This window comes from Luteibacter sp. OK325 (assembly GCF_003050935.1).
Lineage (GTDB): Bacteria > Pseudomonadota > Gammaproteobacteria > Xanthomonadales > Rhodanobacteraceae > Luteibacter.
This window is the reverse complement of the sequence record NZ_QAOX01000009.1, coordinates 146131-158992: the sequence shown is the minus strand read 5'-3', so window position 1 is coordinate 158992 and position 12862 is coordinate 146131. Positions and strand designations below refer to the sequence as shown.

Here is a 12862-nt window from a genome sequence, read left to right as displayed (position 1 = left end):
CCATCGACGCCCATGCCGTTTCGTAGTCTTACAACCAACGTCCGTAGCGGCGGATGTAGATCGTCTTCATCAGCTGCGTGAGTATGCAGTAGCTCACCAGGGTCACCGCCAGCCAGGCGAAGTAGATGCCGGGCAGCGGCACCATGCCGATGCGTTGGCCCAGGCCCGAGTAGGGAATCAACATGCCGATGATCATGATCGCGCCGGTGAGCGCCAGCACCGGTGCGGAGGCTACGCTCTGCAGGAACGGGACACGCCGCGTGCGGATCATGTGCACGACGAGGGTCTGCGACAGCAGCCCTTCGATGAACCAGCCCGACTGGAACAGCGACTGGTGGGCGACATCGTTGGCACCGAAGTAATGCCACATCAGCCAGAACGTGGTGATGTCGAACACCGAGCTGACCGGTCCGATCCAGACCATGAAGCGACCGATATCGCCCGCATCCCATTTGCGCGGCTGGCGCAGGTATTCCTCGTCCATGCGGTCGAACGGGATCGATAGCTGGGACAGGTCGTACAACAGGTTCTGCACGAGGATCTGCAGCGGCAGCATTGGCAGGAACGGCAGGAAGGCACTGGCTACCAGCACACTGAACACGTTGCCGAAGTTCGAACTGGCGGTCATCTTGATGTACTTCATGATGTTGCCGAAGGTGACGCGACCCTCGAGCACACCCTCCTCCAGCACCATCAGGTTCTTCTCGAGCAGGATGATATCCGCCGATTCCTTGGCGATATCCGTCGCCGTATCGACCGAAATACCGACATCCGCCTCGCGCAGCGCGGGTGCGTCGTTGATGCCGTCGCCGAGGAACCCAACGGTGTGGCCACGACGCTGCAGTGCCTTGACCACGCGGGCCTTCTGCACCGGCGACATCTTCGCGAACACCGTGGTCTTCTCGACCATCGCGTCGAGTGCGTCGTCGTCGAGCTGCTCGATGTCACGACCCAGGGCTGACGCGGTGACGTCGAGACCGACCTCGGTGCAGATCTTGCGTGTGACGGCTTCGTTGTCGCCCGTGATGACCTTCACCGCCACTCCGTGGTGATGCAGCGCACGAATAGCCGTGGCAGCGGAGTCCTTCGGCGGATCGAGGAAGGCCAGGCAACCGACCGCGGTCAGGCCGGTTTCGTCGGCCACACCGTAAGCCCGCTCGCCCGCCGGATCGCGACGAATCGCGACGACGAGCACGCGCAGACCATCTTCGTTGAGCTCGCGCGTCATGGCGCGGATCTCGGCACGCTTCTCCGCCGTCATGGGCTCGACCACGTCACCAATGCGCGCCTCGCTGCAGATCTGCAGCATTTCCTCCACGGCGCCCTTGCAGACCAGCAGCTGCTCGCCACGACCATCCGATACCACCACCGACATGCGCCGACGCTGGAAGTCGAACGGAATCTCGTCGACCACGTGGAAGCGCGAAGCAATCGGCTCGAGATCGCGATGCGTGAGTACCGCCTTGTCCATCAGGTTGCGCAGGCCGGTCTGGAAGCGGCTGTTGAGGTAGCCGTATTCCAGGGCGTCGTCCGAGTCGTCACCGTTGAGGTCTACGTGGCGCTCGAGCACGATCTTGTCCAGCGTGAGCGTGCCGGTTTTGTCCGTGCAAAGCACGTCCATCGCGCCGAAGTTCTGGATCGCGTTGAGCCGCTTCACCACCACCTTGCGCTTCGACATGGCGATGGCGCCCTTGCCGAGGTTGGCGGTGACGATCAGCGGCAACATTTCCGGCGTCAGTCCCACGGCGACCGACAGGCCGAACATGAAGGCTTCGAGCCAATCGTGCTTGTCGAACCCGTTGATCACAAAAACGATCGGCACCATCACCGCCATGAAGCGGATCAGCAGCCAGCTCACCGAGGAAATGCCGCGGTCGAAGCTGGTCTGCACGCGCTCACCCGACAGTGTGTGCGCGAGCGAGCCGAGGTAGGTGCGCGAGCCGGTGGACAGCACCACGGCCGTCGCCGTACCGGAGACCACGTTGGTGCCCATGTAGCAGACGGTGGGCAGGTCCAGCGGACCGTCGGCGGAACCGGGGCCGGTGGTCGCGTTCGGTGCGGCCTTCTCCACCGGCAAGGACTCGCCCGTGAGGATGGCCTGGCTGATGAACAGGTCCTTGGCCGCGAGCAGGCGCAAGTCGGCCGGCACCATGTCGCCGGCGCCGAGGTGGACGATGTCGCCCACCACCAGCTCCTCGACCGGTACTTCGATGCGCTCGGCGTGGCCATCCTCGGCACGGCGGGTCACCGTGGAGGTATTCCGGACCATGGCCTTGAGCTTCTCGGCCGCGCGCGACGAGCGGAACTCCTGGGTGAACGAGAGCAGGACACTGATGCCGACCATCACGGCGATGATCACCGGGCCGGTGAAGTCATCCGGCTCGGTGACGATCTGGACCACCGCAAGCACCAGCAACACGATGATGAAGGGGTTGCGGAACGCGTGCAGCAGCTGGATGGACCAGTGCGGCGGCTTCTCGTGACCAACTTCGTTGATACCGTCGCGGTCAAGCCGCTCGGCGATGGCAGCCTCGTCCAGGCCATCGAGTCGCGCGTCCAGCGAGCGCAGGAGCTCATCGGCCGGACGGTAGGCGTCGGCGCTGGCGTTGTTGAAGGCTTTGGCGGCGACGGCCGCCTGCGCGATGTGCTTCTTCATGGCTCACTGCCTTTCCGGACGACCTCTCCGGGGCGGGCGCGAGCGGCTCTCAGCTGGCAGCTGAAGGCGTGCGCGCCGGCGCGGAGCCGACGTTCGGTTTCCGGGTAATCGTGACGGCGGACGGCGAAAGCCGCGCCGTAGAGTCTATGTCGCTGTTCATGCTTGCGGCAGTTTGCCGTCAACCCGTTTCAAATTGCTTTCAGTCGCGTCGAGCGAGCGCGGAACGGTAATCGTGCGCTTGGCCGGGGAGACCTCGTTGGCACGACGACGGGCAAGAGCGAAAGCGAGACGGCGGCCGAACATCAGCGGACCGGTCTTTTCGAGCTGGATGTACATGGCTCAATCCTCGAATAACGGAAGCTCGCGAGCTTCCGACGAGGAGAGCCGGACTTTCCCTAGCGGAGGAAAGCGCCGGCCGACCGGGTACGGTCGCCGCGGGCGATGAGTTTTGCCAGCGCCGGGCTCCGATGCAAGCGGAAGCCGGCGCGTCGACTAGGGTAGACGTCCATAAGCCTGGATAAGCTAAGAAGGGTGCCACCGCACGAGAAGTGCTGAGCGGTAGCCCGGGAATTGTCGCGCCGCAGCGAGCGCCGGTCAAGCACCCAGTAGGAGCCGATTCATCGGCGATAACCAGGTTGCCGCGAATCCTATCGCCGATGAATCGGCTCCTACAGAAGGTTCAGGCGACGCCGGCCGTGATCCCTGCCTCGTATTCCCGGGCCTCGCCCAGCAACCAGTCACGGAAGCGAGCCACTCCACTGTGCGATTCCGACCGCTTGGGATACACCAGGTAATACGCCTCGGCAACCCGCAGCCGCTCCTTGCACAGCACCGTAAGCGCCCCGCATTCGATCAGCGAGCGGGCCATGACGAGGCGGCCCAGGGCCACGCCCATGCCTTCCAGCACGGCGCGTTGCAGGTGCTCGGTGTTGTCGAAGCGGGCGACGTAGCGCGACGGCAACGGCATGCCGAAGGCTTCGGCCCAGTCGTTCCAGCGGCCGGACGGATCGCCGAGCAGCGGCCAGCCAGCGAGCGAAGTGTCGGGCAAGCCACCCATCTTGCGCACCAGCGAAGGACTGGCGATGGGGACGATGTATTCGCCGAACAGTCGATCGGCCTTGGTCCGTGGCCAGGACCCCAGTCCATAGCGGAAAGCAACGTCGATGGTCGGCTCGCGGTCGAAGTCGACTACGGAGACCGACGAAGACAGGCTGAGCTCTAGGTCCGGATGAGCGCCGACCAGTCGGGGCAGACGCGGGACCAGCCAGCTCGACGCGACCGAGGGCAGCACGCTCAGGGTCACGGTGTCCTGGTGACGGCTCGCATAGCGATTGAGAGCGTGCTCGATGCCGTCGAAGTGATGGCCGATCGAATCCAGCAGGTTGTTGCCGTCGGCGGTGAGCGTGACACCGCGCGGACCGCGCTCGAACAGCGAGCGATCAAGCCGTTCCTCGAGGTTACGGATCTGATGACTGAGGGCGCTGACCGTGAGGTTGAGCTGCTCGGCGGCGAGCGACAGCTTGCCGGTCCGGGCGACCAGGACAAACCCCTGAAGCTGACCGAGCGGCAGGCGAGACATGTGAAAAATCCTCAAGTCCAGGTTGCAAACATATCGCTTTTTGGCGGGCTGCGGAACAGGCACCCTTAACTACACCGATAGTCGCAAGGGGTTGCGGCTTCACACGCAAGGAGTACGTCATGGCTTCGATCTTTACCGGCCTCGCCTTCATGCACGGGCACATCGTCGACCGCGAACTCATCTTCCGCCTTGGCCGCGAGGAACTCGCAGCCGACCATGGCGCGGGCTCAGCGAAAGCCGCGCCGACGCCCCGCATGGTAGAGCGCAAGGCATCGCACGAGGTTCCCGCCCGCCCGGCCTGCGCCACCTGCTGACGGATACATTGCCTGAACTTCGTGTGCCTCAAAATGGGGGTTTCCGCCCTCCCCGGAGAGACGCATGAAGCTTCGCCCCCTCGGTCGTTCGCCTTTGCAGATCGCCCCGCTCGCCTTTGGCGGCAACGTGTTCGGGTGGAGCGCGGACGAGCCACGCTCGTTCGAGCTCCTTGACGCATTTGTCGATCACGGCTTCAACCTGATCGACACGGCAGACGTATACGAAGCCTGGGTACCGGGTAACGAAGGTGGCGAATCCGAAACCATCATCGGTAACTGGCTGAAGAAGGGCGGCAAGCGTGACCGCGTCGTCATCGCGACCAAGGTCGGCAAGTGGGCGCGTTACCCGGGTCTGGCGCCCACCAACATCAAGGAGGCGGTGGACGATTCGCTGCGCCGCCTGAAAACCGACTACATCGACCTTTACCAGTCGCACGAGGACGACGCAAGGGTACCGCTCGAAGAGACACTGCGTGCGTTCGACGACCTGGTGAAAGCAGGCAAGGTGCGCGTGATCGGCGCCTCCAACTACAGCACCAATCGCCTCGCCGACGCGCTCACCACGAGCGCATCGAAATCGTTGTCGCGCTACGAATCGTTGCAGCCCGAATACAACCTGATGGACCGCGCAGGCTTCGAAGAAAGCATGCAGTCGCTGTGCGCGAAGGAGGGTGTTGGCGTCATCAGCTACTACTCCCTGGCTAGTGGCTTCCTCAGCGGCAAGTACCGTAGCGAAACGGACCTGGACAAGAGCAAGGCACGCGGTGGCAAGGTGAAGAAGTATCTCGATGCGCGTGGCTATCGAGTGCTCGATGCGCTGGACGTGGTTGCCCGGACGCATGGCGCAAAGCCCGCGCAGGTGGCGCTGGCGTGGGTAATGGCGCAGCCTGCCATCAGCGCAGCGATCGCCAGCGCAACCACCGTGGCGCAACTTGACGAACTCGCGAAGTCGGTGTCGCTCACACTCAGCGACGATGAGCTAACGACGCTCAGCGATGCCAGCGCCGCGTGATCCGCGAGTAAGGACGGCACCGCCGATCTTCGACCGATAGCGTCTAGGATTAGAGACTAGAAAAGCGAAGGAGAACGCCGACGCTTTCGTCAGCTATGGCCGACATTCAGGGAAATGGCGTAGGGGCACGATGTCGTTGTTGGAAGCAGCGCTTCCGGCATCCCACCCCTACAGGAGTTCCCCATGTCCCCGATTGGACGCGCCTTTGCTTACGCAGCCAGTTGCGCTCTTGCCGGCTTTGCCCTTGTATCGCACGCCGCACCGTCGGCATCCGCCGTACAGGGCGGCCCTTTCAGCGAGATCAATACTGGCGTACGTTGCCACTATCGCCTGAAGTCGGATCCCACCGGCGTGGCAACCGGCTTCGTCGCCGCCGACCACATCCTTCGCGGTCAGTGGCACAACGCATCGATCCTGAAGTCACGCAGCATGTTCTTCACCGACGCAGCACCCGCGACATTGCGCGCCGCTTGCATGAAGAAGATTTCCACGGTGCCCGACTCGAACGGTCTCGCCATGATCGGCGCCGCGGACAACGCGCAAAGTTACAACTACGAAATCTGGTACAACGGCGACCTCGCAAAGGGCAAGCCGATCGAGCGTATCGTGTCGTTCGGCGACAGCCTTAGCGACACCGGCAACATGTTCAATGAATCGCAGTGGAAGCTGCCCGGCGCCTCCTGGTACCTGGGTCGCTTCAGCAACGGCCCGACGTGGATCGAGCACCTGGCCGCTCGCACCGGCCTCGCCCTGAACAACTGGGCGATCGGCGGCGCACAGACGAAGGATGCGAAGTTCGGCATCATTCACGGTGTCGGCCGGCAGATCGACGGCTTCTTCAACTACGCGGCCAAGGCGAAGGGCTATGACCCCTCGCGAACGTTATTCACCTTCCTGATCAGCGGCAACGACTTCGTCAACGACACCAAGACCGCTCCGAAGATCGTAGAAGATCAGGAGCTCGCCTTGCGCCGCCTCGTCGACCATGGAGCCCGCAAGATCCTTGTCGTCAATCTTCCCGACATATCCGTGGCCCCGGTCTTCCGCCTGGGTCGAACCGATGCGGGTACCATCCTCGGCAAGGTGGAGTATTACAACCATCACATCGCACAGGTTGTCGAGCGCGTGAACGCCACCACGCCCGCCGAAGTGCGCCTGGTCAACGCACGGGCCTACTTCGACGATGTATTGAAGGCGCCTGGACGCTTCGGCATCGCCAACACGAAGGACTCCTGTCTGGCGATCGACTCGCCGAGTTCAACGTCGTATATCAAGGCACAAAAGCGTCGACCGGACTGCACCGACCCATCGAAGTACGTGTTCTGGGATACGCTGCATCCCACCACGCGGGTGCATGAGCTGATGGCCCAGTGGGCGATCGAGGCTGCACCGGTGGCGTGGGGGCTGCGTAAGTAGGCTGTCTTGCCCTGTGGGAGCCGGCTACGCCGGCGAAGGAGTCGCCGCCATCGGGCTATCGCCGCTGAAGCGGCTCCCACAGTCAGCTTGCATCAACGCGATGCAAGCAGCGTTGCGATGGCCTCGTTGAACGTGGCGCTGGGACGCATCGCTGCGCTGACCAGGGCCATGTCCGGATGGTAATAGCCACCGATTTCCACGGCCTTGCCCTGCGCGCCATTGAGTTCGCCGATGATCTTCTCTTCGTTGCCGGCCAGTTCCTTCGCGACCGCCGTGAACCTTGCCTTCAGGTCGGCATCGTCGTCCTGCGCAGCGAGTGCCTCGGCCCAGTACATCGCCAGGTAGAAGTGGCTGCCACGATTGTCGATTTCACCCACCTTGCGGGCCGGCGACTTGTTGCTGTCGAGGAAGCGGCCGTTGGCGATGTCCAGGGTTTTCGCCAGCACGCGGGCGTGCTTGTTGTCGTAGCGCTCGCCGAGATGCTCGAGCGATGCTGCCAGCGCAAGGAACTCGCCGAGCGAATCCCAGCGCAGGTAATCCTCTTCGACGAACTGCTGCACGTGCTTCGGTGCCGAACCGCCGGCACCGGTTTCGAAAAGGCCACCGCCCGCCATCAGCGGCACGATGGAGAGCATCTTCGCCGAAGTGCCCAGTTCCATGATCGGGAACAGGTCGGTCAGGTAGTCGCGCAGCACGTTGCCGGTGACCGAGATGGTGTCTTCGCCCTTGCGAATGCGATCGAGCGACAGCTTCGTCGCAGCGACAGGATCGAGAATGCGGATGTCCAGGCCACTGGTGTCGTGGTCCTTGAGATAGCGTTCGACCTTGGCGATCACCTGCGCGTCATGGGCGCGATTCTTGTCCAGCCAGAACACGGCCGGCGTGGCCGAGAGGCGCGCGCGCTGCACGGCGAGCTTCACCCAATCCTGGATCGGGGCATCCTTGGTCTGGCACATGCGCCAGATATCACCGGCTTCGACGGCGTGCTCGAAGACGACACTACCGTCGTCGGCGAGGACGCGTACCTTGCCGTCTGCCGGGATCTGGAAGGTCTTGTCGTGCGAACCGTACTCTTCGGCCTTCTGCGCCATCAGGCCGACATTGGGGACGCTGCCCATGGTCGCCGGATCGAAGGCACCATGCGCGATGCAGTCCTCGATTACCACCTGATAGACACCGGCGTAGGAGCGATCCGGGATCACCGCCTTGGCATCCTGCAGTTTGCCTTCGCCGTTCCACATGCCGCCCGAATCACGGATCATCGCCGGCATGGAGGCATCAACGATGATATCGCTGGGCACATGCAGGTTGGTGATGCCCTTGTCGGAGTTGACCATGGCCAGCGCCGGACGGTGGGCGTACTCGGCCTTGAGGTCGGCTTCGATGGCCGAGCGCGTGGCCGCGTCGAGTTTGTCGAGGCGGGCGTAGAGGTCGCCGATACCGTTGTTGGCATCGAAACCGACCTGCTTCAGCGCATCGGCATGCTTGCCCAGTACGTCCTTGTAGAACTCGCGCACGACGATACCGAACATGATCGGGTCGGACACCTTCATCATGGTGGCCTTCAGGTGCAGCGAGAAGAGCACGCCCCTGGCCTTCGCGTCCGCGATCTGCGCGTCGATGAAGCTGGCGAGCGCTTTCTTGCTCATCACGGCGGCGTCGACGATCTCGCCGGCCTTCACGGCAACCTTGTCCTTGAGCACCTTCACGCTGCCATCGGCGGCGGTGAATTCGATGCGCAGGCTACCGGCCTTATCAAGCGTGGCCGACTTCTCGCTGCCGTAGAAATCGCCGCCGTCCATATGCGACACGTGCGACTTCGATTCGCTCGACCACTTGCCCATGCGGTGCGGGTGCTTGCGAGCGAAGTTCTTCACCGAAAGCGGCGCGCGACGATCGGAATTGCCCTCGCGCAACACCGGGTTCACGGCGCTGCCCATGGCCTTGCCGTAGCGTGCGTTGGTGTCTTTCTGTTCGTCAGTGGCGGGCGCGTCGACGTAGTCGGGCAGTTTGTAGCCCTGCGCCTGGAGCTCACGGATGACGGCCTTCATCTGCGGCACGGAGGCGCTGATGTTCGGCAGCTTGATGATGTTCGCGTCCGGCGTGGTCGCCAGGGTGCCGAGCTCGGCCAGGTGGTCGCCGATCTTCTGCGCATCGGTGAGGTAATCCGGAAACTGCGAGAGGACGCGGCCGGCGAGCGAAATGTCGCGGGTCTCGACAGCTACACCGGCGGTGCCGGCAAAGGCCTCGATGATCGGCAGGAACGAAGCGGTCGCGAGGAAGGGCGCCTCGTCGGTGAGCGTGTAGATGATCTTGGGCGAGCTGGACATGATTCGGCGAGCCTTATGCTTGAGTGGGCCAGGTCATGGGGCCCGCCGGCGCAAGCCTCAAGGGCGCGCCGGCGAACGGGAAACCGGTCCATTGTGGCGCGGCGGCCTCAAACGGGAAAGCCGCCTTGCAGCAAGGCAGTTATGCCCTGTGAGCACAAGGCTTGCTCAGGCCTTTTGTGGGAGGCCTTTTGTGGGCGGCTTTGTGTGGGAGGCTTTGTCTGAGAGGCTTTGTGTGGGAGCCGATTTATCGGCGATTGGCCTTCCGGCTTCCCCGCCCCGTTGGCTTTTCGCCGCTGAAGCGGCTCCCACATTTCCTTTTTTGCCGATGAATCGGCTCCTACCGGGTGCTCAGTCGCAGTAGGCGGGCCTCGCGGCGGCGGGCCTTGCGCGCCTTCCAGCGCTCCGACAGGCAGGCGAAGATCACATATAGCGCGGGGGTGGAAAGCAGGGTCAGGCTCTGCGAGATGAGCAGGCCACCGATCATCGCGATACCCAGGGGGCGGCGCAGTTCGGAGCCTTCGCCCAGGCCGATGGCCAGCGGCAGGGCGGCGAGGATCGCCACCATGGTGGTCATCATGATCGGGCGGAAACGGACCAGGCAGGCCTCGCGGATCGCTTCCTTCGAGCTCAGGTGATGTTCGCGCTCGGCGACCAGCGCGAAGTCGATCATCATGATCGCGTTCTTCTTCACGATGCCGATGAGCAGGACCAGGGCGATCATCGCCACCACGGACAGTTCGGTATCGGTGATGACCAGCGCCGCCAGCGCGCCGACACCGGCCGCGGGCAGCGTGGAAAGAATCGTCACCGGATGGATCAGGCTCTCGTAAAGCATGCCCATGAGCAGGTAGACGACGATAATGGCGGCCAGGATCAACAGCGGCATGTCGCTCTGCGACTGCTGGAAGCGCCGGAAATCACTGCCGGCGTCGAGACGGATGTCACCCGGCATGCGCATGCCGCTGATGGTTTTCTGGATGATTTCCATCGCCTCGCCCATGCTTACGCCGGGCGCGAGGTTGAAGCTCACACCCATGCTCGTGTACTGGTCCTCATGCACGATCTGGGTCGGCGCCAGGCCAGGCACCTGCTTGGTCACCGCCGACATCGGCACCATCGCACCGGAATCCGCTTTCACATAGATCTGGTTCAACGACTCCGGTGTGGCCGCCATCTGCGGCAGGGCATTGACGATGACGCGGTATTGGTTGATATCGGAGTAGATCGTGGACACCGCGCGCTGGCCGAAGGCGTTGTAGAGCGCACCGTCGATATTGCCGATGGACACGCCCAGGCGCCCGGCCGTGTCGCGGTCGATCACGATGTTCTGGCGCAGGCCAGCGGCATCGATATCGCTGCCGACGTCCTTGAGCATCTTGTTCTTCTTCAGCGCATCGACCAGCTTGGGCAGCCATTCCTGCAGTTCGGCGACGTCGTTGCCCTTGAGCGACACCGAGTACTGGCCGCCCTGCGAGCTACCGCCACCGCCTCCGGTGGGCAGGTCCTGGATGGGACGCAGGCGCAGGTTGAGATCGGGATACTTGTTGGCCTTGGCGGAAATACGGTCGAGTGCGTCGAAGGTGGTGTCCTCGCGGCCATCCGCCACGGTCTTCAGCTCGATATTGAACGAGCCGGTCGAGCCGGTACGGCTGGTGCCGAGGCGGGAACCGACGGACTTCACGTCCGGGTCGGCGAGCAGCATCTCGGTGAGGCGTGCCTGGCGGATTTTCATCTCACCGAACGAAACAGTGGAACTGGCCGTGGCACGCGCGGCCATCAGTCCGGTGTCCTGCGGCGGGAAGAAGCCGCCCTTGACCATGCCGGCCAGCACGAAGGTGATGCCCACCAGCACCAACGGCGTAAGCGCCATCAGCAGCGCGTGGCGCAGCGACCAGTCCAGCGCACGGCGATAGACGCCGACCAGGCGTTCCTGCCCGCGCTCCAGCGCGCGGCCGAACTTCGACTCCGGCTTGTCGTTCTTGTGCGCGGTGAGGAAGTGGCCGCAAAGCGACGGGGTGAGGGTCAGCGAGACCAGGGCCGACACGACGATCGCGGCGACCAGGGTGACGGTGAACTCCTTGAAGAACATGCCGGTGATGCCACCGGCGAACAGCAACGGGATGAACACCGCGATCAACGAGGCGGTAATCGAGACGATGGTGAAACCGATCTCGCGTGCACCGAGCAGGGCCGCCTCGAATCGGGAAATACCTTCATCCATATGCCGGATAACGTTCTCGATAACCACGATGGCATCGTCGACGACGAAGCCGATGGCGATCACCAGCGCCAGCAGGGTCAGGTTGTTCAGCGTGTATCCGAAGCAATACATGACCACGAACGCGCCGGCCAGCGACAGCGGCACGGCAAGGCCGGCGATCAGGGTGGGCGCGAGGCGGCGCAGGAACAGCGCCATCGTCATGATCACCATGCCCAGGCTGATCAACAAAGTCGCCTGCACTTCGTGCAACGAGGCACGAATGGTCGGTGTGCCGTCGAAGAACGAATGCAGTTTGACGCCCGCCGGCAACCAGGCCTGCATGGTCGGGATCTGTGCCTTGATACGATCGACGGTTTCGATGACGTTCGCGTCCGACTTGCGGTACACGTACATCAGGATGCCGGGCCTGCCGTTGAACCAGGCTGCCTGGTAGGCGTCCTGCTGGCCATCGTACACATGCGCGATATCCGACAGGCGAATCGGCACGCTGTTCTTGACGGCGATGACCAGCCTGCCGAACTCTTCGGCCGTATGCAGGGAATCAGTCGCCGTGACGGCGATATTGCTGTAACCGTCGGTGAGGAAGCCCTGGGGCGAGGTGACGTTGGCCGCGGTGAGCGCGTTGCGCAGCTGGTCGGGCGACAGGCCCATCGCGTTGAGCGCGCGCAGGTTCACGTCCACGCGGATGGCCGGCGTGGCGCTACCGGCGATGTCGACCGAAGCGATGCCTTCCTGCTGACGCAGGCGCTGCGCGAGGATCGAGTCGGCGACGTTGTAGAGCTCGGTGGGCGCGACCGTGTCCGAGGTCAGCGCCAGCACGATCACCGGGTCGTCGTTGGGGTTGGCCTTCTGGTACGAGGGCGCGTTGAGCAGCCCGGCAGGGAGATCGGGTTGCGCCGCGTTGATCGCCGACTGCACGTCGCGCGCGGCGGCGTCGATATTCGTCCCGTTCTGGAAGAACAGCAGCACGAAGGTACTGCCTTCGGAACTGTTCGAGCGCATCGACTCCACGCCGGGCACCTGGCCGAGGTGGCGCTCCAGCGGTGCGGCCACGGTAGAGGCCATCGTGCTCGCGTCGGCACCGGACTGCTGCGCCTGGACGAAGATCGCGGGGAACTGGATGTTCGGCAACGCGGCGACACCGAGCAGCGCGTAACAGATCATGCCGATGACGAAAAGGCCAATGGCAAGCAACGACGTGCCGATGGGTCGGCGAATAAACGGGCCGGAAATATTCATGCAGTGGGACGGCTTTTCTCGTGCTGGATCGCGCGGATCATCCGTGTACTAACGCGTATCCCGGAAAAAGGTTTCGCCGGGCGGCGAACCGTCCG

General features: G+C 63.5%; 8 protein-coding genes. 3 read left to right on the top strand and 5 right to left on the bottom strand.

Features of this window, described 5'->3' with window-relative positions:
- Window positions 1-28: 28 nt before the first annotated feature.
- The 3 genes from mgtA to C8J98_RS18160 all read right to left on the bottom strand — a co-directional run bounded on the left by mgtA (window position 29) and on the right by C8J98_RS18160 (window position 4235).
- The gene (gene mgtA / locus C8J98_RS18170; protein WP_107914637.1) at window positions 29-2656 is read right to left on the bottom strand and encodes a magnesium-translocating P-type ATPase; all 2628 of its coding nucleotides are present in this window, start codon (window positions 2654-2656) and stop codon (window positions 29-31) included.
- A gap of 156 nt (window positions 2657-2812) precedes the next feature.
- Complete coding sequence (locus tag C8J98_RS18165) at window positions 2813-2992, bottom strand: hypothetical protein (protein ID WP_107914635.1); 180 nt, start codon at window positions 2990-2992, stop codon at window positions 2813-2815.
- Window positions 2993-3335: 343 nt separating this feature from the next.
- Window positions 3336-4235, bottom strand: coding sequence for a LysR substrate-binding domain-containing protein (locus C8J98_RS18160; protein WP_107914633.1), 900 nt, complete (start codon window positions 4233-4235; stop codon window positions 3336-3338).
- A 119-nt stretch (window positions 4236-4354) separates the two neighbouring features.
- Between C8J98_RS18160 and C8J98_RS18155 the strand changes: the two genes are divergently transcribed.
- The 3 genes from C8J98_RS18155 (at window position 4355) to C8J98_RS18145 (ending at window position 6977) form a co-directional block, all read left to right on the top strand.
- A complete protein-coding gene (locus tag C8J98_RS18155; RefSeq protein ID WP_107914631.1) occupies window positions 4355-4549 on the top strand; it encodes a hypothetical protein in 195 nt (64 codons plus the stop codon).
- A 64-nt stretch (window positions 4550-4613) separates the two neighbouring features.
- Window positions 4614-5561, top strand: a complete 948-nt coding sequence (locus tag C8J98_RS18150; RefSeq protein ID WP_107914629.1) for an aldo/keto reductase — start codon at window positions 4614-4616, stop codon at window positions 5559-5561.
- A 183-nt stretch (window positions 5562-5744) separates the two neighbouring features.
- Window positions 5745-6977: an SGNH/GDSL hydrolase family protein gene (locus tag C8J98_RS18145; RefSeq protein ID WP_107914627.1), complete on the top strand. Its 1233-nt coding sequence runs from the start codon at window positions 5745-5747 to the stop codon at window positions 6975-6977.
- Window positions 6978-7069: 92 nt separating this feature from the next.
- Here C8J98_RS18145 and C8J98_RS18140 read toward each other — a convergent pair whose 3' ends face one another.
- Window positions 7070-9307 carry an NADP-dependent isocitrate dehydrogenase gene (locus C8J98_RS18140; RefSeq protein ID WP_107914625.1) on the bottom strand — a complete coding sequence of 746 codons (2238 nt, stop codon included), beginning with the start codon at window positions 9305-9307 and terminating at the stop codon, window positions 7070-7072.
- A gap of 337 nt (window positions 9308-9644) precedes the next feature.
- On the bottom strand, window positions 9645-12767 hold the full coding sequence (locus tag C8J98_RS18135) for an efflux RND transporter permease subunit (protein ID WP_107914623.1): 3123 nt from the start codon (window positions 12765-12767) through the stop codon (window positions 9645-9647).
- Window positions 12768-12862 lie beyond the last annotated feature (95 nt).

What these genes read in the sequence shown, in the direction of transcription:
- mgtA (WP_107914637.1), bottom strand. Translation starts at nt 2,656, where the DNA reads ATGAAGAAGCACATCGCGCAGGCGGCCGTCGCCGCCAAAGCCTTCAAC.
- C8J98_RS18165 (WP_107914635.1), bottom strand. Translation starts at nt 2,992, where the DNA reads ATGTACATCCAGCTCGAAAAGACCGGTCCGCTGATGTTCGGCCGCCGT.
- C8J98_RS18160 (WP_107914633.1), bottom strand. Translation starts at nt 4,235, where the DNA reads ATGTCTCGCCTGCCGCTCGGTCAGCTTCAGGGGTTTGTCCTGGTCGCC.
- C8J98_RS18155 (WP_107914631.1), top strand. Translation starts at nt 4,355, where the DNA reads ATGGCTTCGATCTTTACCGGCCTCGCCTTCATGCACGGGCACATCGTC.
- C8J98_RS18150 (WP_107914629.1), top strand. Translation starts at nt 4,614, where the DNA reads ATGAAGCTTCGCCCCCTCGGTCGTTCGCCTTTGCAGATCGCCCCGCTC.
- C8J98_RS18145 (WP_107914627.1), top strand. Translation starts at nt 5,745, where the DNA reads ATGTCCCCGATTGGACGCGCCTTTGCTTACGCAGCCAGTTGCGCTCTT.
- C8J98_RS18140 (WP_107914625.1), bottom strand. Translation starts at nt 9,307, where the DNA reads ATGTCCAGCTCGCCCAAGATCATCTACACGCTCACCGACGAGGCGCCC.
- C8J98_RS18135 (WP_107914623.1), bottom strand. Translation starts at nt 12,767, where the DNA reads ATGAATATTTCCGGCCCGTTTATTCGCCGACCCATCGGCACGTCGTTG.